Annotated in this window: 17 protein-coding genes; 11 read left to right on the top strand and 6 right to left on the bottom strand. The window is 59.9% G+C overall.

The genetic code is table 11. From position 1 onward, the window contains the following. Positions 1 to 34: 34 nt before the first annotated feature. The 7 genes from AC0L3L_RS12470 to AC0L3L_RS12440 all read left to right on the top strand — a co-directional run bounded on the left by AC0L3L_RS12470 (position 35) and on the right by AC0L3L_RS12440 (position 6,869). The gene (locus AC0L3L_RS12470) at positions 35 to 1,360 is read left to right on the top strand and encodes an ABC transporter substrate-binding protein (protein ID WP_123149946.1); all 1,326 of its coding nucleotides are present in this window, start codon (positions 35 to 37) and stop codon (positions 1,358 to 1,360) included. Between the two features lie 205 nt (positions 1,361 to 1,565). Beyond that, on the top strand, positions 1,566 to 2,417 hold the full coding sequence (locus AC0L3L_RS12465; RefSeq protein ID WP_374120408.1) for a carbohydrate ABC transporter permease: 852 nt from the start codon (positions 1,566 to 1,568) through the stop codon (positions 2,415 to 2,417). 1 nt (position 2,418) lies between these two features. After that, on the top strand, positions 2,419 to 3,312 hold the full coding sequence (locus AC0L3L_RS12460; RefSeq protein WP_095491989.1) for a carbohydrate ABC transporter permease: 894 nt from the start codon (positions 2,419 to 2,421) through the stop codon (positions 3,310 to 3,312). Positions 3,313 to 3,734: 422 nt separating this feature from the next. Beyond that, positions 3,735 to 4,478, top strand: coding sequence for a competence/damage-inducible protein A (locus AC0L3L_RS12455; protein WP_473637760.1), 744 nt, complete (start codon positions 3,735 to 3,737; stop codon positions 4,476 to 4,478). A 201-nt stretch (positions 4,479 to 4,679) separates the two neighbouring features. Then, positions 4,680 to 5,513 (top strand): universal stress protein, encoded by an 834-nt coding sequence (locus AC0L3L_RS12450; RefSeq protein ID WP_473637759.1) that lies wholly within the window; start codon positions 4,680 to 4,682, stop codon positions 5,511 to 5,513. Between the two features lie 149 nt (positions 5,514 to 5,662). Continuing rightward, positions 5,663 to 6,163 (top strand): xanthine phosphoribosyltransferase, encoded by a 501-nt coding sequence (gpt, locus tag AC0L3L_RS12445; RefSeq protein WP_023798205.1) that lies wholly within the window; start codon positions 5,663 to 5,665, stop codon positions 6,161 to 6,163. Between the two features lie 217 nt (positions 6,164 to 6,380). Next, the gene (locus tag AC0L3L_RS12440; protein WP_473637758.1) at positions 6,381 to 6,869 is read left to right on the top strand and encodes an NUDIX hydrolase; all 489 of its coding nucleotides are present in this window, start codon (positions 6,381 to 6,383) and stop codon (positions 6,867 to 6,869) included. A gap of 273 nt (positions 6,870 to 7,142) precedes the next feature. On the opposite strand, the gene dddP is transcribed toward AC0L3L_RS12440, so the two are convergent. The 6 genes from dddP to AC0L3L_RS12410 all read right to left on the bottom strand — a co-directional run bounded on the left by dddP (position 7,143) and on the right by AC0L3L_RS12410 (position 14,856). Next, a complete protein-coding gene (gene dddP, locus AC0L3L_RS12435) occupies positions 7,143 to 8,474 on the bottom strand; it encodes a dimethylsulfonioproprionate lyase DddP (protein ID WP_473637757.1) in 1,332 nt (443 codons plus the stop codon). A gap of 66 nt (positions 8,475 to 8,540) precedes the next feature. Continuing rightward, positions 8,541 to 9,572, bottom strand: a complete 1,032-nt coding sequence (locus tag AC0L3L_RS12430) for a GlxA family transcriptional regulator (protein WP_473637756.1) — start codon at positions 9,570 to 9,572, stop codon at positions 8,541 to 8,543. An 82-nt stretch (positions 9,573 to 9,654) separates the two neighbouring features. Then, a complete protein-coding gene (locus tag AC0L3L_RS12425) occupies positions 9,655 to 10,347 on the bottom strand; it encodes a corrinoid protein (protein WP_473637755.1) in 693 nt (230 codons plus the stop codon). 92 nt (positions 10,348 to 10,439) lie between these two features. Continuing rightward, positions 10,440 to 12,089, bottom strand: a complete 1,650-nt coding sequence (locus AC0L3L_RS12420) for an ABC transporter substrate-binding protein (protein WP_473637754.1) — start codon at positions 12,087 to 12,089, stop codon at positions 10,440 to 10,442. Between the two features lie 59 nt (positions 12,090 to 12,148). After that, positions 12,149 to 13,690 carry a trimethylamine methyltransferase family protein gene (locus AC0L3L_RS12415; RefSeq protein WP_473637753.1) on the bottom strand — a complete coding sequence of 514 codons (1,542 nt, stop codon included), beginning with the start codon at positions 13,688 to 13,690 and terminating at the stop codon, positions 12,149 to 12,151. Between the two features lie 257 nt (positions 13,691 to 13,947). Further along, positions 13,948 to 14,856, bottom strand: a complete 909-nt coding sequence (locus tag AC0L3L_RS12410; RefSeq protein ID WP_473637752.1) for a LysR substrate-binding domain-containing protein — start codon at positions 14,854 to 14,856, stop codon at positions 13,948 to 13,950. A gap of 157 nt (positions 14,857 to 15,013) precedes the next feature. Between AC0L3L_RS12410 and AC0L3L_RS12405 the strand changes: the two genes are divergently transcribed. From AC0L3L_RS12405 to AC0L3L_RS12390, 4 genes are all read left to right on the top strand, one after another. Next, the gene (locus AC0L3L_RS12405; protein WP_473637751.1) at positions 15,014 to 16,348 is read left to right on the top strand and encodes an NAD(P)/FAD-dependent oxidoreductase; all 1,335 of its coding nucleotides are present in this window, start codon (positions 15,014 to 15,016) and stop codon (positions 16,346 to 16,348) included. Between the two features lie 17 nt (positions 16,349 to 16,365). Then, entirely contained in the window at positions 16,366 to 17,238 is an 873-nt protein-coding gene (locus tag AC0L3L_RS12400) for a dihydrodipicolinate synthase family protein (RefSeq protein ID WP_473637750.1), read from the top strand. Then, positions 17,219 to 17,875 carry a short chain dehydrogenase gene (locus tag AC0L3L_RS12395; RefSeq protein ID WP_473637749.1) on the top strand — a complete coding sequence of 219 codons (657 nt, stop codon included), beginning with the start codon at positions 17,219 to 17,221 and terminating at the stop codon, positions 17,873 to 17,875. Before AC0L3L_RS12400 ends, AC0L3L_RS12395 begins: the two co-directional genes overlap by 20 nt. A 121-nt stretch (positions 17,876 to 17,996) precedes the next feature. Then, positions 17,997 to 20,438 (top strand): GcvT family protein, encoded by a 2,442-nt coding sequence (locus tag AC0L3L_RS12390; protein ID WP_473637748.1) that lies wholly within the window; start codon positions 17,997 to 17,999, stop codon positions 20,436 to 20,438. Positions 20,439 to 20,472: the final 34 nt, after the last annotated feature.

Genomic DNA, 20,472 nt, shown 5'->3' with positions numbered 1-20,472 from the left:
ACCACGGCAAGGACATAAACAGGAGGAGACGAGCATGAAATTCACCAGACGTGACGTGATCCGCACGACCGCCGGCGTGGCGGCGGGAGCCTTGGGAAGCCGGTTCGTCGGCTCTTCCGCCTTTGCCCAGGAGGGGTTGACATACAAGCCCGAGGACGGCGCAAAGCTGCGGATGCTGCGCTGGTCGCCCTTCGTACAGGGCGATGAGGATCAATGGCTGGCCAACACCAAGCGGTTCACCGAGGCGACAGGCGTCGAGGTCCGCGTCGACAAGGAAAGCTGGGAGGACATCCGCCCCAAGGCGGCGGTCGCCGCCAATGTCGGCTCCGGCCCAGATCTCATGTTGGTCTGGTTCGACGACCCGCATCAGTACCCCGACAAGCTGCACGACGTGACGGAACTGGGTGAGTATCTCGGCACGAAATACGGCGGCTGGCACGACGGACCAAAGCAATATGCGACGCGGGAGGGGAAATTCCTCGGCCTGCCCCTGGCCACCATCGGCAATGCCATCGTCTATCGGGAAAGCTGGGTGAAGGAGGCTGGCTTCTCGGAGTTTCCGAAGGACACGGCGAGCTTCCTCGAGCTTTGCAAGGCGTTGCAGGCGAAGGGCCATCCGGCCGGTTTCACGCACGGCCATGGCGTCGGCGACGGCAACAACTATGCTCACTGGCTGCTGTGGAGCCATGGCGGCCAGATGGTCGACGAGAGCGGAAAGGTGACGATCAACAGCCCCGAGACGCTCAAGGCGATCGAATACGCGCAGGAACTCTACAAGACCTTTATCCCCGGCACCGAAAGCTGGCTCGACGTGAACAACAACCGCGCCTTCCTGGCCGGCGAACTCAGCGTCATCGCCAACGGCATTTCCGTGTATAACACGGCCAAGACCAACAAGGACAATGATCCGAAACTGGCTGAAATCGCCAAGGACATGCGCACGACCAGCCTGCCGATCGGTCCTGTCGGAAAATCCGTCGAGCTGTTCCAGGTGACCACGGCCGTGATCTTCGACTACACGCCCTACCCCAACGCGGCCAAGGCCTATCTGCAGTTCATGTTCGAGGAACAGCAAATGGCAGAGTGGATCACCTCCTCGGCCGGCTATTGCTGCCAGACACTCAAAGCCTTCGAGAACAATCCTGTGTGGACGGCCGACCCGAACAACGCCGCTTACGCCAAAGCCTCGGCGACGCTGCGTCCCAACGGTTATGCCGGGCCGCTCGGCTACGCTTCGGCGGCGACCATGGCCGACTATGTCCTGGTCGACATGTTCGCCAAGGCGGTGACCGGCCAGGCGACGGCGCAGGAGGCGATGGAAGAGGCGGAGAAACGCGCCAACCGGTACTATCGCGTTTGATCACAGCCGAGCCGGGCAGCCGCGACCGCGCTGCCCGGTCTGGTTCCTGAAATCGTGTGGCGGCCACTCAGGCCACCATGCCAGCAGACTTATGAGGAGCCGTCCTATGGCCGTGTCGTCCGCTGCCGTTCAGCCGCGTCCGTCGATCCTGTCGCGGAGCCTGTCGCTCCTGGCCGACAGCCGGAACGCGCTTGGCTTCGGCTTCATGCTGCCGGCGGCAGCGCTGCTGCTGGTCTTCCTCACCTATCCGCTGGGGCTCGGCATCTGGCTCGGCTTCACGGATGCCCGAATCGGCCGCCCCGGTATCTTCATAGGCATCGAAAACTACCAATATTTGTCGGATGACGCGGTCTTCTGGCTCTCCGTCTTCAACACCTTGCTCTACACGATAAGCGCCTCGATCCTGAAGTTCGCGCTCGGCCTCTGGCTGGCGCTTATCCTCAATCAGAACCTTCCCTTCAAATCGTTCTTCCGCGCGATCGTCCTTCTGCCGTGGGTGGTGCCGACGGTGCTGTCGGCCATCGCCTTCTGGTGGATATACGATTCGCAGTTCTCCATCCTGTCCTGGGCGCTTATGGAAATGGGCCTGATCGACCATCGGATCAATTTCCTCGGCGATCCGGTGAACGCGCGCGCTTCGGTCATCGCCGCCAATATCTGGCGCGGCATCCCGTTCGTGGCGATCACGCTGCTGGCCGGCTTGCAGACGATTCCGCAGTCGCTTTATGAGGCCGCCACGCTCGACGGCGCCAGCCGCTGGCAACTGTTCCGTTTTGTGACGCTGCCGCTGCTGACGCCGATCATCGCCATCACCATGACGTTCTCGGTGCTGTTCACCTTCACCGATTTCCAGCTGATCTATGTGCTGACCCGCGGCGGACCGGTCAATGCCACCCATTTGATGGCGACATTGTCGTTTCAGCGCGGCATTTCGGGAGGCCAGCTTGGCGAGGGCGCCGCCATCGCGGTCGCCATGATCCCGTTCCTGCTTGCGGCGATCCTGTTCAGCTATTTCGGCCTGCAACGCCGCAAATGGCAGCAAGGCGGCGGAGACTGACATGGCCACGATAAAAAAAACGAAACGTCCGGAACTCGACGAAGGCGGCATGGGCTACCTTCAGAGCCTGCCGCGGCGCGTGGTGACGGTCTATCTGCCGTTACTGGTGTTCGTCATCGTGCTGTTGTTCCCGTTCTACTGGATGACGATCACGGCGATTAAGCCCAATCTCGAGATGACCGACTACGCCAATTTCAATCCGTTATGGGTCGTGCATCCGACATTCGAGCACATCCGCTATCTCTTGTTCGACACGTCCTATCCGGGCTGGCTGCTCAACACGATCATCATCTCAACTGCCGCCACTTTCCTGTCGCTGCTGGCTGCGGTGTTCGCGGCCTATGCGATCGAACGGCTGAGGTTTTCGGGGGCGCGGCAGGTCGGGCTCGCGATCTTCCTCGCCTATCTCGTGCCGCCGTCGATCCTGTTCATCCCGCTGTCGGTGATGGTGTTCAACCTTGGGCTCTACGACACACCCTTCGCGCTCATTCTTACTTACCCGACTTTCCTGGTACCCTTCTGCACGTGGCTGCTGATGGGTTACTTCCGCTCCATCCCGTTCGAACTGGAAGAATGCGCGCTCATTGACGGGGCGAGCCGGTGGCAGATCCTCACCAAGATCGTGCTGCCGCTGTCGGTGCCCGGCCTGATTTCCGCCGGCATATTCGCATTCACCCTGTCATGGAACGAATTCATCTATGCCCTGACGTTCATCCAGTCGTCCGAAAACAAGACTGTGCCGGTCGGGGTGCTCACGGAGCTTGTCCGCTCCGACGTCTATGAATGGGGAGCGCTGATGGCCGGAGCCCTGATCGGCTCGCTGCCGGTGGTCGTGCTTTATTCGTTCTTTGTCGAGCACTACGTTTCCTCGATGACCGGTGCGGTGAAGGAATAGCGCCTGTGACAGTCTCGCGGTCGGCGATGCGCCTGAAGGCATTGACGCGTTCCTGCTAGGCTGCGGCAGCCAGCGCAATCTCTTCAGACAAAAGCAGGTGCTCGGCCAATTGTCGAAGTCGGCGCCGCCCCTCATCCGCCTGCCGGCACCTTCTCCCCGTATAGTGACGGGGAGAAGGTGCTGGCCGCAATCTCGGCACCCCCTACTGCAACCCTGGAGATTGGCGAAATCCTTTGCGAAGGCGTCTTTCTCCCCGTCACTATACGGGGAGAAATGCCCGGCAGGGCAATGAGGGGCGAAGCCGACCTGATGCGATTGCTCTGCTGCAGCAGCGTTATCAATACGGGCATTGCCGCCAACCATCCGCCGCGTTATCTCGGGCGACCTTGTCTGCCTCAACTGACTTTTTGCCGGAGCCTCCCATGCCTGAAATCGTCACCGCCGCCATGCTGGTCATCGGCGACGAGATTCTGTCCGGCCGCACCAAGGACAAGAATATCGGCCACCTCGCCGATATCATGACGGTGATCGGCATCGACCTGAAGGAGGTGCGCATCGTTCCCGACGAGGAAGACGAGATCGTCGCCGCAGTAAATGCCCTGCGTGCCCGCTATACCTACGTCTTCACGACCGGCGGCATCGGTCCGACGCATGACGACATCACCGCGGATGCCATTGCCAAGGCCTTCGGCGTGCCTTGCGAATACGACGCCAAGGCCCATGCCATGCTGGAAGCGAGCTACGCCGCGCGCGGCATCGAATATACCGAGGCGCGCAAGCGCATGGCGCGGATGCCGCGCGGTGCCGACCATATCGATAATCCGGTGTCCATCGCGCCGGGCTTCCGCATCGGCAACGTCCATGTCATGGCCGGCGTGCCGGCGATTTTCCAGGCGATGCTCGACAATGTTGTGCCGACGCTGAAGGCCGGCACCAAAATGCTGTCGGCCACGGTGCACTGTCCGTTCGGCGAAGGCCTGGTTGGCGGACCGCTGGGCGACATCCAGAAGGCGCATCCGGATACGATCATCGGCTCCTACCCGAAATATGGCGACGGCAAGTTCTGGACCGAGTTGGTCGTCCGTGCCCGCAGCCAGGAAGCGCTGGACGCCGCCCGCGCCGATGTCGAGGCGATGGTCGCAGGCCTCACAAGCGCGGCCAGCTGATCTAAAGCGCGTCGCGTCTGAGAGGATTCATGCGACGCGCTTTAGGTTCTTTTTTATGCATGTCGTTATCCCAAAACCGCTGCGCACCCTCGGTTCAAGCCCGAGGGCATGCCTTTGGCGACATGCATTAGCCGGAACCAAGCGGTGTGCTGTAACGTTTCTCGCGGGCGAGTTTCGATCGCCGTAAAATGAGGGGTTACCATGCGATTCAAGACCATCGTCGCCATACTGCAGAACGAACAGGACGCGGAGCGCGTGCTCGAATGCGCCATTCCGCTTGCCGACAGGTTCGAGAGCCATCTCATCGGCATTCATGCCGAAGCGCTTCCTGTCCCCTACACCTCGGCGACCGGCTTTCCCGACACCGAATTCCTGCAGGTTTCGGCCGACATGAACAAGGAGCGTGCTGAAAAATTGCGGGCGGTTTTCCTCAGGCATGTCGCGGATTCCGGCCTGTCCTTCGAGTGGCGCAGCCTCGAGAGCTTTTCCGGAGACAGCGCGCTGACCGGCATCCCAACCGTCCGCACTGCGGACCTGATCATCGCCGCGCAGCGCGAGTCGGGCGGCGATCCGAGCGCCGATGTCGACACGCTGGTCTACGACGCCGGCCGGCCGGTGCTGGTCGTGCCGCATTCGGGCCCGCTCGTGACCAGCTTCAAGCACGTGCTGCTCGCCTGGAACGGCAGCAAGGAAGCCGCACGCGCCGCCTTCGACGCCCTGCCCTTCATCATCGAGGCCGAGAAGACTGATATTGTCGTCATCGACCCGCCGGATACGCTCGACGAGGCCCCGGAGGCGGCCGGCGCCGAAATCGCCGCCGCCCTGTCCAGGCATGGCGCTACGGTCAGCGTCTCGGTGCTGCAATCGGGCGGCCACTCGGTCGACGAGGTGATCCAGACCAGGGTCGCCGAAACCGGCGCCGACCTGCTCGTACTTGGCGCCTACAGCCATTCCTGGCTGCGCCAGCTGCTGTTCGGCGGGGTCACGCGCACGGTGCTGCGCACGTTGCCCGTGGCAGCTTTCCTGTCGCGGTAAGTCCACAAAAGGGGTAAGCCACAGGGGCTAAGTCCACAAGGATCCCTTGCCGCCGCCCTTGCCAAGGCCAAGGCTTTCCAGTTAATTCCGCGCGCATTCCTTCAAGTGTCTGCGCGCGGTTTTTCGCGCGCTGCGGAGTGCGCAGAAAAATGTCCCTTCCCGAAAAGGCCTTTCCCGTCTCCTGGGATCAGTTCCACCGCGACGCGCGTGCGCTCGCCTGGCGGCTTGCCGGCGCCAACAAAGGGCAATGGAAAGCGATCGTCTGCATCACGCGCGGCGGCCTGGTTCCGGCCGCCATCATCTCGCGTGAACTCGGCATCCGGGTCATCGAGACGGTCTGCGTCGCCTCCTATCACGACTACGCCAGCCAGGGGCAACTGCAGGTGCTGAAGGAGGTCACGCCGGCACTGCTTGCCGATGACGGCGCCGGCGTGCTGATCATCGACGACCTCACCGACACCGGCAAGACCGCGGGCATCGTGCGCGCCATGATGCCCAAGGCGCATTTCGCCACCGTCTACGCCAAGCCGAAAGGCAGGCCGCTGGTCGACACCTTCGTCACCGAAGTCAGCCAGGACACCTGGATCTATTTTCCGTGGGATATGGGCTTCACCTACCAGAAGCCGATCGCCGACGACCACGCCGGCTGATTCGCGGCAACTGCTTTTCCTCCCGGAACATGCCGGCGCGCCCTTCTTGCCGGCGAGCACTTCTTGAAAGAGTGCCGCGGCGCACGATATTTCCTGAATCGGCACCTGGTCGTGTGGTTAACCCGTTCGTATGAGGTTTTTTACTTTTATTGCTTATGATTAGCCGTAAGATTCGCGAGACGGCAAGTGATTCTGGAGGCTGGGGCAAGCTTCTCCGATGTTGACGACGCCAGCAACGCACAACCATTTGGCCGAAAGGGTCCAGCGGCTCTTCGGCACAGCGCCGTGCCGCCTGCAGGTTGCAGCATTGCCGTGGCGCGATACCGGGCATGGCGTCGAGATCATGCTGATCACCAGCCGCGATACCGGCCGCTGGGTGCTTCCCAAGGGCTGGCCTGAGGCCAAAGAACTGCTTTGCGAGGCGGCGGCGCGCGAGGCCGGCGAGGAAGCCGGACTGCGCGGCACGATCTCCCACCACGAGGCCGGCCGCTACTTCTATGCCAAGGCATTGGCTTCCGGCGAGGAAGTGCCTTGCGAAGTTTTGGTGTTCCCACTGCAGGTCGAGAAGATCGCCGAGCGGTGGAAGGAAAAGCGATCGCGCACCCGCAAATGGGTCAGCCCCGCCGAGGCGGTGCGCATGGTTAACGAGCCGGACCTTGGCCAGATCATCGCCTATTTCTGTGCCGACCCGCACCAATTCTCCTGAGCAAGACCTAGTGGAAAAAATCTAACACTTAGTACCGGTGCGGAATGGCGGAAGATGACCCCTTGGCGGAAGTTCGTTCGCCACGGCCGAATTCACGCCCATGACCCATCGGTGACCTTCATTGTCCGCGTTGCGAATGGCAGCAATGCGCCTAATTTCGGACCTATTGTCGACTGACGCCAAAGCCCAAGAGCGGAAATTCTCGAGAGACGGTCGCAATTGCCTCAAAAGCGGACACGGCTAATCGACGAACAGTTGCACAGCTGGACAATCCTAGATCATCAAAGCCGGATCGAATGGGCATTTTGTCAGGTTTTCACAACCGCTGTCCGTGATCAAAACCTGTTCTTCAAGCTTCACGCCTTCACGGCCGCCAACGGCACCGATATAGGCCTCAACGCACAACGTCATCCCCGGCTCGAGGACATAGTCGAATGCTCCCGGGATAGAATCTTGAGGATAGAGGATGGCGGGATATTCGTCGCATAGACCGATGCCATGCATCATGACGCCATATCGCTGATCGACGAACTCCGCAGGGAGCGTGTGGCCGCGCTCGGTTAGTTCGTTGAATGATACTCCAGCTTTGAGCATCGTCATGTTGGTCATCACGTGCTCGTACGCGATGGCGTGTAGCCTTCGCTGTTCGTCGGTTGGCCTACCGTCGCCGCAATACCAAGTGCGCGAAAAATCCGCACACATGCCATAGGGCCCGACCATGTCAGTGTCGAAGGCGACCAGATCCCCTGGCATTATGCGTCGAGGACCGGCTTCTTGCATCCACGGGTTCGTGCGTGGGCCGGAAGTCAAAATGCGCGTTTCGATCCACTCGCCGCCGCGGGCGATGTTTTCGGCATGAAGAACCGACCACAATTCAGTTTCCGCTATGCCTGGTCGCAAACGATCGCGCATTTTTCCAACAGCGATTTCGCAAGTGGCTAGCGAGCAGCGCATTGCGTTGATTTCGTCGACATCCTTGATGGCCCTCGCGTGCTCCATGAGTTGCATGCCGTTGCAGACCTCTATACCGACTGCTTCCATCGCGCGCAGGCCGGGAATTTCGATCTTGTCGACGGCAAGACGTCGGTTTTTGCCGGCACAGCGTCGCATTAATTCATCGACCTGCGCCGCGAATTGTTTGGCGATTGCTTCCTCTGCATCGCCGGCAACGAAATAGTAGAAGCCCGCCCCACCGTCTCGGATCTCGTTAATGAGCGGTAGGTAAGTCGAAAGATGACTGCAGCGGTGAAAGTCCCAAAGAACGACATAACCATCCACTGACACGAACACGGCTCGCGACGGGTTGTGCATGGTCCAGATATGCATGTTCGAGGAGTCGGTCGCATATCGAATGTTCAGCGGATCGAAACAAAGTACGCCGGCGTAATCCCGTCGGCGCAGCTGTTGCACGATGCGGTCTAGCCGGGTTTTCCTCATCCGTTCCACATTAGGGGCAGTGAGTCCTAGCTGCTGCCATTCAGCAAAAGCTACATCAGAAGGACCGATTTCCACGCGATCGTTGTTGTCGATGGTCCCGTCCGCCTTCAGTGCCGTCGCGCCTCGCGTAGGATCAATCTTATGATTCACGATCGAAAACGAAGACATTGATGATTCCTAATTGCTGAATATGCGTGTCTGTGGTCCCGCCGAATTGACTGTCACGGCCGAAGATCAGGATCGACAAGCGCTCGGATTCGCGCCGAACGCTTGCCGGAAGCACTTCGAGAAATGCGATGCCGATGCGAAACCGCATGCGATTGCGATCTCGACCACGGGCAATTCTGTCTGTTCAATGAGACGCTTGGCGCGGCTAAGTCTCAAATGCAGGTAGAATCGCATGGGAGACGACGCGATCGGCCGCTGGAAAAGCCGTTCGATCTGACGCTGTGAGCGGCCGACGCATTTTGCGATGTAGCGGAGCGGCAGTGGGTCCTCAATATGCTCCTCCATGATTCGAATGACGTCTGCTAGCGCCTTGCAGATGCCGGTTTCACCAGCATTGACAGTCCATTGTCTGTCCGAAGCAGGGCGCCAATGCCCGGCAGTCGTATGTCGGCAGACAGCTAAGGCGATGTCTCTGCCAAGGCGCTCACTGATCAGCTCCATAACGAGGTCGAAGGACGCGAATTCTCCTGCGCAAGTCAGAAGGTGAGGATCGCGAACGAACAGTTGGTCGGTAACCTGGAGGCGGCCAAACTTTTCAGAGAGGGCGGCGCGCTTGTCCCAATGGATTGTGCATGCCGTATCGTCGAGCAACCCGCTTTCCGCCAGCAGCCATGTCGCGGTTCCCAACGCCGCGATTGGAACCCCGTGCCGCTTGCAAAGCCGAAGAATTTTCGTGAGGGAAGTCGACATCTGTTTTTGGACCCATTCGCCCGCGCAGACGATGACCATGCTTGGTCCCTTGCCGGACTGAATGCATTCTCCAGTGCCTAAAAAATTGCTGCCGACCGAAAGGATGAACCCGCTGGCGCATTCAACCGGCTGGCCATCCGGGCTCGCAATCGTCCACTCGAAGGAGGATCTGCCGGAGATGGAATTCGCAAGGCGAAGGGGATCCACGAAGGATGAAAGGCCTAGCTGGGAAAATCCCGGTAGTGCAAGAATAACCAGTCGGTACACGTCTTGGATGTCGATCACCTGCCGGCTGGGATTCCATCCCACAATCCGCGAACGGTCTCCCGCTGAAAATGGCGCATTCATAAGGTCATACATCCTCGTTGACGGTCATCAACATCGAGCGGGGCGTTGGCACCAGCGTCTTGCAGGATGGACACCGCCGCCATCAGCCGCGGACGTTGTGCTTGCGCTTCATGAAGTCCTTGGCGGTCTCGACCGCCACCGCGGCGTCGCGGCAATAGGCATCGGCGCCGACGGCCTTGCCGAACTCCTCATTGAGCGGCGCGCCGCCGACCAGCACGACATAGTCGTCGCGGATGCCTTTTTCCTTCATCGTATCGATGACGACCTTCATGTAGGGCATGGTCGTGGTCAAAAGCGCCGACATGCCGATGATGTCGGGCTGATGCTCTTCAATCGCTGCCATGTATTTTTCGACGGCATTGTTGATGCCGAGATCGATGACGTCGAAGCCGGCGCCTTCCATCATCATGCCGACGAGATTCTTGCCGATGTCGTGGATGTCGCCTTTGACGGTGCCGATGACCATCTTGCCCTGCTTGGGCGCGCCGGTGGCGGCGAGCAGCGGGCGCAGGATGAACATGCCGGCCTTCATCGCGTTGGCGGACAAAAGCACTTCCGGCACGAACAGGATGCCGTCGCGGAAATCCTCGCCGACGATGCGCATGCCTTCGACCAGCGCCTCGGTCAGCACCTTGTAGGGCGCCCAACCGCGCTCGAGGAGGATCTGTGTGCCTTCCTCGATCTCGTCCTTCAGCCCGTCATAAAGATCGTCGTGCATCTGCTGCACCAACTCGTCGTCGGAAAGGTCGGAAAGGATGATCTCGTCGTCGGACATGTCGGGTCGCCTCACGCATAGTTCAAAGGCGGTCGGTACCCCATGCTCGATGGGGCACCGACCAGGCTTCCGGTTGGAGCCTTGGGAGTCTGCTAGGCTGCCAGCCAGACTTTCTGCAAATCCATCTGGAAAGTCTGGTGGATTGCATAGTCCTGAACTTTTTTGTTCATGTGACCAAAGAGGCTTTGCCAGAACGGCTGGATGATGACCCCAGAATCCTGCAGCACATCTTCGATGTCCTGCATCAGTTCCTTCCGCTTGGCGGCATCGCTGACCGAGAACGCCTTCTTGAGCTTGGCGTCGAAGTCGGGATTTGCGTAAGCAGTCTCATTCCAAGCCTCGCCAGTGCGATAAGCCAGCGCTAGGACCTGAACCCCGAGCGGTCGCATGTACCAAACGGTCAGCGAATAGGGATACTTCGCCCAGTCGTTCCAGAAAGTCGAACCCGGAAGCACCGTGCGCTTGACCTTGATGCCGGCCTCTCGAAGCTGCGCCGCAATGGCGTCACCGGTGTTCTTCTGCCAGTCTTCGTCGATCGAAATCAGCTCATGCTCGAAGTCGGCATTTCCGGATTCAGCAATGAGTTTCTTCGCGCCCTCGACGTCCCGGCTTTTCTTAGGCAGGGCAAAATATTCCGGGTGGATCGGGCTGACGTGATGGTTTTCGCCGACCGTTCCCCGTCCTGCATAGCCGAGTTGAAGGACAGTGTTGTTGTCGACCGCCATCTGCAGCGCGTTACGGACCTTCTTGTTGTCATATGGTTTGTTGGTCGTGTTGGTGCGGCACACCAGCGTCGTTGCGGTGGCGACTTCCGATTTGACCACGTCCATCTTGTCCAGGATGTCGATGAAGTCAGCCGGCGTCTCCATATTGACGTCGATCTCACCGGAGTCGAAGGCAGCCACCGTTGCCTGGAAGTCGGTTCCATAGTCGACGAATTGCACGCCATCCAGCAGAGCTTCGCCGCCCCACCATTTGCCATTCTCGCGGCGTTTGACTTCAGCCTTGCTGCCGACCGCGTAGGATACCAGTTCGAATGCCCCCGTTCCGATCGGCTTTGCGACCGGGTCGGCGCCGCCGGCATCGAAACTGCGATGGACGATCAGTCCGGGGTAGTCGGTGAAATTCGCGATGATGGCGATGTCCGGGTCGCTAAGCTTGAGCTTGACGGTATGGTCATCGACCTTGACGATAGCTCCATCTCTCGCCTTGCCGGTCTTGGCGTCAATCAGTCCCCCGACGCGCGCGGCCATCGAATTGCCGGAGACGCCCTTCTCGCACCAGCGGGTGATGTTGAGGACTACGTCATCGGCATCGAAAGCGTCGCCATTGTTCCAGGTAACACCCTTTCGGACATGGAAGACATATTCGGTGGCATCGTCATTGACCTCCCAGCTTTCCAGCAGGACAGGTTCAAATGTGAATTCGTGTGTGTAGCGAACCAGCGGCTCAAGCCAGCAGCGAGAAATGTTGGCAAGCTCAACCCAGTCATAGGTACGTGGGTCTTTTTGCGCCTTGACGGGCATGGACACACGCAGGGTTCCGCCCTTCTTTGGCTCGGCGGCGCGTGCGGGCTGGGGCAATGCTACGCCAATCAAGCCGTAGGCCATTGCCGCCGAGGCGCCGAACGTGCTCGCAAGCGCGAGAAACTCGCGCCGGTCCATTTGTCCGGCTTTGACGTCGCTCGCCATCTTTTCGATGGCAGCCGGAACGTGATTCCCATTGCTTCTGAACAGTCCCATTTTCTTCTCCCTTGTTAGTGTTTCCCGGATATTGATTGCATGGGCTCTTGGGCGGATGCCTAGGCAAGGCTTGGCGAGATTTCCTCCTGGCGTTGCGCCACGAATGCATCGAGTTCCTCGCGCACGGCTGGATCCATTGGCGGCTGCTCGTAACTCGCGATGATCGATTTCGCCTTCTCACGGCAGCGCTGCGCCATGTCCTTGGAGCCTTTGACCTTCCACTGCTCATAGCTGAGGTAATCGAGGATCTCCGGCGCGAAGAATGCGTCCTTGAAGCGCTTGAGCGTGAAGGAATCTCCGAGATAGTGGCCGCCGGGGCCGATGCGCCGCACTGCTTCGAGAGCGTCGTCGAAATGCTCGAACGAAATCCCCTGCGCGTATTTTTCGATCAGCAGGTTCTGTTCGGCATCGGCGACAAACTTCGCCATGCAGCATACGAGGCCGGCCTCATCCCAGCCGCCCGCATGCATCATCAGGTTCGCGCCTGCACTCGCTCCCGACATGTAGGCGATCGCCGATTCGTATCCGGACTGAGCATCGAAGGTCTTTGCGGACGACTGGGATGCCGTCGTTCGCCACGGCAAACCATACCGCCTTGCCATCTGGCCGATGACGGCGTTGATCAGAGTGACTTCGGGCATGCCGGACATCGGGGCGCCGCTGCGCATCGACACCGAGACTGAATATTGCCCATAGATCATTTTGGCGCCGGGCCTGACCAACTGGGTGTAGGCGAGCGCTGCGAGTGCCTCGGCATTCAACTGCGCGATTGTGGCCGGGATGTCGGCGGGAGTGTTTGCCGCGCCGAGCACAAAAGGCGACAGCAGGACGACCTGGTTCGCCTCGACGAAAGCGCGGAGCCCTTCCAGCATGGTCGAATCCCAGACCAGAGGTGAGTTTCCCGATACGTGACCGAGCATCACTGCGTTCTGATCCATAAAGGCCTTGCCGTGGACGATCTGCCCCATGGCGATCGAGTCCTCGGCTCGCTGCTTCCCGGTCGTCAGACCGAAGAAGGGCATGTTCGTTTCCACCAGGCTCGAATGGTTGATGTGCAGATGGCGCCATGGAACAGCGATGTCGGTCGGCTCACAGGTGAACCCGCCGGCGATATGGAACCCCGGCAGCATCTGGGTCAGCCGGTTCATGTTCCGTAGATCCTCGATCGTGGATGCGCGTCGCACACCCTCAAGGTCCCGGACGTTTGGCGCGCCTTGCATGGCGCCGAAGGTCATTGTGTCTGGCGCGATTTCGAAACGCTGTGACGGATCGCGAGACGTCATCTCAAAACGGGATGGGGCCTTGGAGATGAGATGCATCAGCATCTCGCCATCGAGGCGCACACGTTGGCCTTGGACATCGGCGCCAGCCTCCTTCCATTGCCGGATCGCCGTCTCATCACGGAATTCGATTCCGATCTCGCGCAGGATCGCCAACGAAGCCTGGTGAATGCGCTCAAGCTGCTCAGCGGTGACGGCCTCCACAGGCCGAATGCCGTACTTGATGGTCGAGACGCGAGGCCTCTTCTCGGATTCCCGGGCAGCTACGACCGACGCGCGTCCTCCGCGGCGCCGGATTACGGGAGCATCAGAGTCCATCATCGCGTTTTCCCAGAGGGGCGCTAAGGTCCCCGTCAACAGAACTTTCTTCGGTCCGCGTACGGAACGCGGCCCTGCTCATTGACGTGATAATAGGGGCCCACGATCATCCTGAGAATTCGCAAAAGGTTTCGCTGGTGTTAAACTCAGTTTATGCCTGGGTTGACAGCGCAGGCACTCGTTACCTGGAAAGACAGCCCGAAAAGCGACGCGGAGGTGGGTATGAGAACCGAGGGAGCGTTGACCGGTAGCCGTCTAGTCTAAGGGCGTAATTCCTTCGACTGAGCGAGGAACCAGTCCACCAGAACCTTGCACCTCTTGTTTTTGCCTGCGTCATCATTGGACAAGAGGAAGAAGGCGCGGTCGGTCTTGATCTCAGTCGCGATGGGCCGAACCAGCAGGCGGTTGTTAAGCAGGTGTTGGGCGGTCAAGGACCATCCCAGCGAGATTCCTTCGCCTGCAAGAGCTGCCTGGAGCGCCAGTTGATAGTCATTGAATACAATGTTCGGTTTGGTCTCGCTGGCATCTCCCCCTGCAAGCTCGACCCATTCGGGCCAGCTCATTCGCTTGCGAAAGGCATCGGACGAATGAATGAGCTGGTGTCGAACCAACTCATCGACGCTCTTTGGAGCGGGGTGCGCCAGAAGATATGCGGGGGAGCAGACGGGGAAAATGATCTCGTCGCATACGAACCAGCTGTTGGTCCGGTCAAAATCCCGTGGCCGCACCCATACGGTGACGTCTACTTCGTGATCAGGCTCGATATCCCGATCGGTGGCGACAACCTTGATCTTAACGTCCGGATGCTCTTCCTGGAAATGATAGAGCTGAGGCGCAAGCCAATGTGCCGCGAGAGATGTCGACGCAGCAAAAGTGACGTACTTCGTTCCGCGATCGGAAATGGTCTCAAGCCGCTGTTCCAGACGGCGGAAGCAAGTGCGCACCTCATCGTAGAGCTGCCTGCCTGCCTCCGTTAGCTGCACTCCTCGATTGTCACGGGCAAAGAGCGCGGTCCTGCAATGCTTCTCGAACATCTTGATCGAGTGCGAGACGCTCGGTTGCGTCACACTGAGCTCGCTGGCTGCGCTTTTGAAACTTTGGGTTCGGGCAGCCGCTTCGAAGACAAAAAGCGAATGCGTCGAGGGCACCAGGCTGCGAAGCTTTGACATGAAGCAGATCTATATCAGACGCTATCTTTTCCGTCTACGAGACACCCGCCAAGTGGTCTATTCAAACAGGAAACCAACGCGACCGCGGATCGTAGCCAAGCATCGTCACCGGCCGCCTTAACTCAGCGAGTTGGCAGTGAATTCGTTCAACCAAACAATGACCAAAGCGCGCAAAGTCGTTCAGCCGCCCCACCCCGAACCGACTATGTCCGGCTGGTACACTACGGCAGGGCCGGAGTTGGCGCTGGTGCCGCAAGAAGGCGACGTTGCGTGTGACTGCCTGGTGATTGGCGGCGGCTGGATGGGGCTGCACGCGGCCCGTCGATTTGCCGAACTCAACCCGCAGTCCTCGGTTGTCCTCGTAGACGCCGGCCGCATTGGGAACAATGCATCCGGACGGTGCATGGGTTTCGTCATCGATCTCGCGCACAATCCTCGGAAGCGCGATTTCGTCGAAGACATCAAGGGGAACAAGGAAGAGCTGTTCGTTAACCTGGACGGCATCGCCTACATCCGAAGCGCTGTCGAAGAGCATGGGGTCGATTGCGACTGGGACGCGCAGGGAAAATACCACAGCGCGGCCACCGTTCACGGTGTGGAGGATCTGCACCGCTTTTCGGAGGCGCTGGATAAGCTTGGGCAGAACTACAGCTGGGTCGAGACCCCCGAAATCCAGGCGATCACCGGCAGCAAGCACTACATCAAAGCCTTGCATCATCCCGGCACCGTCTTGGTCCAGCCTGCGAAGTATCTCAAGAATGCGACAAGAAGCCTGCCCGCGAACGTCACCGTTCACGAAAACACCCCCATCGTGGCGGTGCAGTTCGGGGCGCCGAAGCACATCTGCGAGACGCCCGCCGGAACAATCAGAGCTTCGAAGGTCATCATCTGCGCGTCAGGCTATCTGACGAGGTTCGGTTTCTTCGACAACCGCGCCATACCGCTGTACACGTTTGCGAGCATGACACGACAGCTCACCGAGAGCGAGCTTTCGCGGGTGGGGAACAAGAGAGCCTACGGACTCATACCAGCCAACAGCTTCGGCACGACGGTTCGTCGCACGATCGACAACCGGCTTTTCCTTCGCAACGTCTATTCCTATGCGACGGACTTCAAGACCACCACGCAGGATGTGATGAGGGCTCGGGTGCAGCAGCAGATCGCGTTCGATCGGCGGTGGCCGGAGATCTCCTCGATCGGCTTCGAGGCCAGCTGGGGTGGCCTTCTTACCCTCGCGCAAAATGGCGGAATGGTCTTCGGCGAGTTGGCGGAGAAGGTCTACGGCGCCGCTTTCTGCAATGGAACAGGCGTGGCGCGAGGAGCTGCCTTCGGCAAGGCCGTAGCGGATCTGGCGTCAGGGCGATCATCGCCGGTAGTCGACATCCTGAAGACGCGAGCAAGTCCCAGCAAGCCCTATCCCAGGCCTGTCACAGCGATGGGCGTTCGCATCGTAACCGCGGTCCGTTTCCGACAGGCCGGCGCTGAAGTCTAGATACAACGAGAGAGATCATGGCGGACCTGAAGGGTATAAATCTGGCAATGCAAACACCGTTCGATGAGAATGGTGCGATCAACTATTCGATTTTCGAGGATCTGATCGAGAAGTACGTCGCGGCAGGTGTTCAAGGGCTGGTGCTTGGCGCAGGGACCGGGCAACACCCCTATCTTACCGAGGCCGAGTGCAACCGCCTCTACGAAGTAGGCGCAAAGCGAATAGCTGGTCGCTGCAACGTCATTTGCCAGACCTCCGCTTTGAATATGGACGAAGTCATCAGAAGGTCGCGTCACGCGGAGTCCGTCGGCGCCGACGCATTGATGGTACTGCCACCCTACCTGGAGGGTCCGAGTGATGAGCAGGGAATCTTCGACTTCTACAAAGCAATCGATGCTGAATTAGGTATCGACCTGGTCGGCTACAACATCCCACAGGCCACCGGCATTTCGGTTTCACCACAGCTGTTTGAGCGCCTGAGCCAGTTGAAGAATTTTAACTACATCAAGGACAGCGCAGGGGACTTTACTGTCCATCAGGAATACCTGCAGACAAGCGGAACGGTCCTCAATGGCTGCGACACCACCACACTTTACGCACTGATGGCCGGGGCACGCGGCGTCATATGGGGTGGTGCGAATTACATGCCTTCTGAAGCGGTCGAGCTATATAGATTGGTGGACCGCAAGGAATACGAACAGGCGCTAACCCTCTGGCAGCGCATGTTGCCCTCGTTGCTCTTTATCTGGAGGTCGCCCTATACGCCGTCAGTACTTCGAGCGGCGCAACTGCGCGGCTACGGAACAGGAAATGTTCGCAGCCCATTGAGAAAACTATCGGCAGATCGGGAAGCGCAGCTTCGCCGTTCGCTTGAACCGTTGGGCGTCTAAGGCGAAGAAAGGCGAGGGCTTCGTGAGAATCGTTCATGTTGGTGCGAGTGGCGTGATCGGCAAAGCCGTGTCGGCCGAACTCGGCAGGCGGCATGATGTCATCGCTGTCGGCCGAAGCACCGGCGATTTCCAGGTCGATATCGACAATCCCTCGTCCATAAGTCGAATGTTCAGCCAGATCGGCGAGTTCGATGCTCTGATATGCACAGCGGGCGAAGTTCATTTCGCGCCGCTCGCGGAGTTCACCATCGAGCAATACGCAATCGGCTTGCAAAGCAAACTCATGGGGCAGGTGAACCTTGTGAGACTTGGGCTTAGATTCCTTCGTGAGGAAGGATCGTTCACGTTGACCTCCGGTCCAACGAACGACGATCCGATATCGCTCGGAACATCATCCGCGATGGTCAATGGCGCGCTCGAGGGATTTGTCCGAAGTGCTGCAATTGAGCTTCGCGAAGATCGTCGGATCAATCTGGTAAGTCCGACTATGCTCGAGGAGTCCTCTCCGCTCTACGGTCCTTACTTCCGGGGTTCGAAGGCCGTCGCGACGAACGACGTGGTGCTTGGTTACGTCAAAAGTGTCGAAGGCAGGCAAACAGGATGCGTCTACAGGATTGGATGGTCACGAGATCGCTGACCCGAATGTCGCACAACGGGCTGACGTGTGGGCCGAAGTGTGCATCGGCGGCCGGTGTAGTTGCTCGTACTGGCGTCGGCTTATCCGACATAGATTGGTCTGGTAACGGGAGTAAGACCGCTTGATTATTCCGTCCAAAGCTCGCGCCGTGGTCATTGGTGGCGGCGTCTCCGGCTGTTCGGTCGCCTATCACTTGGCCAAGCTCGGCTGGACCGACATCGTGCTGCTGGAGCGCAAGCAGCTGACATCGGGCACGACATGGCACGCCGCCGGCCTGATCGGCCAGTTGCGCGGCTCGCAGAACATGACGCGGCTGGCGAAATATTCGGCCGATCTCTACGTCAAGCTGGAAGCCGAGACCGATGTCGGCACCGGCATGCGCCAGGTCGGCTCGATCACCGTGGCGCTGACCGAGGAGCGCAAGCACGAGATCTACCGGCAGGCGTCTCTCGCCCGCGCCTTCGATGTCGACGTGCGCGAGATTTCACCGAACGAAGTCAAGGAGATGTACCCGCATCTCAATATTTCCGATGTGGTCGGCGCCGTGCATCTGCCGCTTGACGGCCAATGCGACCCGGCCAACATCGCAATGGCGCTGGCCAAGGGTGCGCGCCAGCGCGGTGCGACGGTCGTCGAGAACGTGAAGGTCACCAAGGTCCATACCAGGGATGGCCGCGTCACCGGCGTTTCATGGGCGCAAGGCGACGATCAAGGCATGGTCGAGGCCGACGTCGTCGTGAACTGCGCTGGCATGTGGGCGCGCGAGCTCGGGCGCCAGAGTGGCGTCACCATTCCGCTGCACGCCTGCGAGCATTTCTATCTCGTCACCGAGCCGATCCCCGGTTTGAGCCGCCTGCCGGTGCTGCGCGTGCCGGATGAATGCGCCTACTACAAGGAAGATGCCGGCAAGATGATGCTCGGTGCCTTCGAGCCGGTGGCCAAGCCCTGGGGCATGGACGGTATCCGTGAGGATTTCTGCTTCGACCAGTTGCCGGAGGATTTCGAGCATTTCGAGCCGATCCTCGAAATGGGCGTCAACCGCATGCCGATGCTGGCCAGCGCCGGCATCCACACCTTCTTCAACGGTCCCGAGAGTTTTACGCCCGACGATCGCTACTATCTCGGCGAGGCGCCGGAGCTTTCCGGCTACTGGATGGCGACCGGCTACAATTCGATCGGCATCGTCTCCTCTGGTGGCGCCGGCATGGCCCTGGCGCAATGGATCAATGATGGCGAGGCGCCGTTCGACCTGTGGGAGGTCGATATCCGCCGCGCTCAGCCGTTCCAGAAGAACCGCCGCTATTTGAAGGAGCGTGTCTCCGAGACGCTCGGCCTGCTCTACGCCGACCATTTCCCGTACCGCCAGATGGCGACCTCGCGGAACATCAGGCGCTCCCCTCTCCACGAACATCTGAAGGCGCGCGGCGCGGTGTTCGGCGAAGTCGCCGGCTGGGAGCGCGCCAACTGGTATGCTAGGCCCGGCCAGGAGCGCGAGTACCGCTATTCCTGGAAACGGCAGAACTGGTTCGACAACCAGCGCGACGAACATCTGGCGGTCCGGAACGGTGTCGGCCTGTTCGACATGACCTCGTTCGGCAAGATCCGTGTCGAGGGCCGCGACGCCTGTGCCCTCCTGCAAAAGCTCTGCGCCAACGACATGGACGTGGGGCCGGGCAAGATCGTCTACGCCCAGATGCTCAACCAGCGCGGCGGCATCGAAAGCGACCTGACGGTGTCGCGCTTGTCCGAAACGGCTTACTTCCTCGTCGTGCCCGGCGCGACGTTGCAGCGTGACCTCGCCTGGCTGCGCAAGCATCTGACCGATGAATTCGTGGTCGTCACCGACGTGACGGCAGCCGAAGCCGTGCTCTGCCTGATGGGGCCGGACGCGCGGAAACTGATTCAAAAGCTGAGCCCGAACGATTTCTCCAACGAAGCCAACCCGTTCGGCACGTTCCAGGAGATCGAGATCGGCATGGGGCTGGCCCGCGCCCACCGCGTCACCTATGTCGGCGAACTCGGCTGGGAACTCTATGTCTCGACCGACCAGGCGGCCCATGTCTTCGAGGCGATCGACGAGGCCGGCGCCGATGTCGGCCTCAAACTCTGTGGCCTGCACACGCAGGATTCCTGCCGCATCGAAAAAGCCTTTCGCCATTTCGGCCACGACATCACCGACGAGGACAATGTGCTGGAGGCCGGCCTCGGTTTTGCAGTGAAGACAGCCAAGGGCGACTTCATCGGCCGCGACGCGGTCTTCAAGAAAAAGGAAGCCGGCCTGTCACGCCGGCTGGTCCAGTTCCGCCTGAAGGACCCCGAGCCCCTGCTCTTCCACAATGAGGCGATCCTGCGTGACGGCAGGATCGTCGGCCCGATCACCTCAGGCAATTACGGCCATTATCTCGGCGGCGCGATCGGGCTGGGCTATGTGCCCTGTCAGGGCGAGAGCGAGGCCGATGTGCTGGCTTCATCCTACGAGATCGAGATCGCCGGCGAGCGCTTTGCCGCCGAGGCATCGCTGAAGCCGATGTATGATCCGAAGGCGGAACGGACGAAGATGTAGTGCGGTCCGCTACTCGACGTTGAACAGCCGAACG

This window comes from Mesorhizobium sp. WSM4849 (genome assembly GCF_055811385.1).
This window is presented reverse-complemented; position numbering and strand designations above follow the sequence as displayed.